Source organism: Pseudoalteromonas sp. S3178, from assembly GCF_005886985.1.
Lineage (GTDB): Bacteria > Pseudomonadota > Gammaproteobacteria > Enterobacterales > Alteromonadaceae > Pseudoalteromonas > Pseudoalteromonas carrageenovora.
This window is the reverse complement of sequence record NZ_PNCW01000133.1, coordinates 1-1716: the sequence shown is the minus strand read 5'-3', so window position 1 is coordinate 1716 and position 1716 is coordinate 1. Positions and strand designations below refer to the sequence as shown.

At 38.4% G+C, this 1716-nt stretch carries 2 protein-coding genes; both read right to left on the bottom strand.

Annotated features, from left to right (window positions below):
* Positions 1-20: 20 nt before the first annotated feature.
* On the bottom strand, positions 21-200 hold the full coding sequence (locus CWC11_RS20330; protein WP_138684141.1) for a DUF6435 family protein: 180 nt from the start codon (positions 198-200) through the stop codon (positions 21-23).
* Positions 201-338: 138 nt separating this feature from the next.
* Entirely contained in the window at positions 339-1514 is a 1176-nt protein-coding gene (locus CWC11_RS20325) for a PQQ-dependent sugar dehydrogenase (RefSeq protein WP_138684140.1), read from the bottom strand.
* Positions 1515-1716: the final 202 nt, after the last annotated feature.

Sequence of the window (1716 nt, the reverse complement as noted above, 5' to 3'; positions counted from 1 at the left end):
ATAACTTAACACGATTGGTATTATTTGGATTTTTTAGCTTCAAGAACTTCTATTTCACTCCAAATTTTTTCGGCTTCTGCGCTTAGCATTGCGTAACTTTTAATATCGCCTTTACGCTGTGCTTGCATACCTTGCTCTACTTTTGCGTCGTACTCTTTACGCAACTTTTTTGTTGGATCTGATTTGAATATTGAAAACATGGTGACTCTCTTAAATTTACGGTAATTATAGCTTTATCGTACGCTACAAAGAGATAAATAGTTCTTTTAGTGACAGGGCGCTTACCCTATAAAATAAAGTAAACGCTGTATTTATTATACTTTGATGATTTAAGGGGTTTACGTTTGTGGCTCTAGGCGTTTAATACCTTGGCCATCTATGCCTAAATAAATATACCCATCAGCGCCTTGCGCTAAACTGCGCACTCTGCCTATTCCATCGAGTATTTTATATTGCTTAGCAACTTTACCCTTTGAGAGTTCTAGTGCGCTAATAAAAGAAAACTTCATTGATGCGAGTAATAGCTTACCTTTAAGCTTCGGGTATTTGTTACTCGTTACATACAACATATCGGAGGGAGCAATAGAAGGAGTCCAGTGTAATACAGGCGATTGCATGCCGTCTTTTTCTTTAAGGTCTGTAAACTTGGTGCCGCTGTAATTAACGCCATAACTTACTAAAGGCCATCCGTAGTTAGCGCCTTTTTTTATTAAATTAAGCTCATCGCCACCACGAGGGCCGTGTTCGTGAGACCACACTATATTATTTTGTTTATCAAACCACATGCCTTGTGGATTACGGTGCCCGTAGGACCAAACTGCATGTTTGGCATTTTTTTGTTTAACAAACGGATTATCACTTGGGATACGACCATCTTCGTGTAAGCGATATACTTTACCGCCATCGCGGGTTAGATCTTGTGGGTTTATAGTGCGCGCGCCGCGATCGCCAATTGAAAAATAAACATAACCTTCATCATCAAACACAATACGGCTGCCATAGTGTTGGCCTTTGGTGCTGTTGTGTTCGCCTTTGTATAGCAATTGCTGATCAGATAACTGGGTATGATCATCATTTAGCTTAGCGCGCATAAGGGCGGTGTTACTTCCACTTCCTGTGCCCTCACTGCTTGAGTAACTAAAGTACAGCCACTGATTTTGCTTATTGTCGGTGTGTAGTGATAAATCAAGCAATCCACCTTGGCCATTAGCATCTATTTTAGGTAGCCCAGACACTTTAGTTAATGTAGTGGTATTTTTAGGCAATAAAAATAATGTACCACTGCGTTCAGATATTAATAAATCACCATTTGCTAAAGGTTCAATAGCCCAAGGTATAACCACACCTTCTGCCGCTGTTACTGCGTTAACGTTAAGCGCTAAACCATCGAGCTGTTTGTAGTTTTTTATATAGTCATTATTAGCATTAACTGGTGTAGACATACCAAGCATTGCAACAGTTAAGCCCGCAATTATTAGTTTAGGGAGTGTGTTATGTGGTACTGAGTTGATCATAATGGCTTCCAAAATTAATCCAATCTTACATAACCTTAGCATGGCATAAATAATTTTGTTAAGCGTTGAGTTGAACGAAAAATGCACATTCCTATTTTAATAAAAAGGCTTTTAACCACAAATCTGTTTTATCAATTAACGCTAAGTAAAGTTGAATATTTACTCTAATACGGTTGAAATTTATTTTTTTGGGCGTACACTT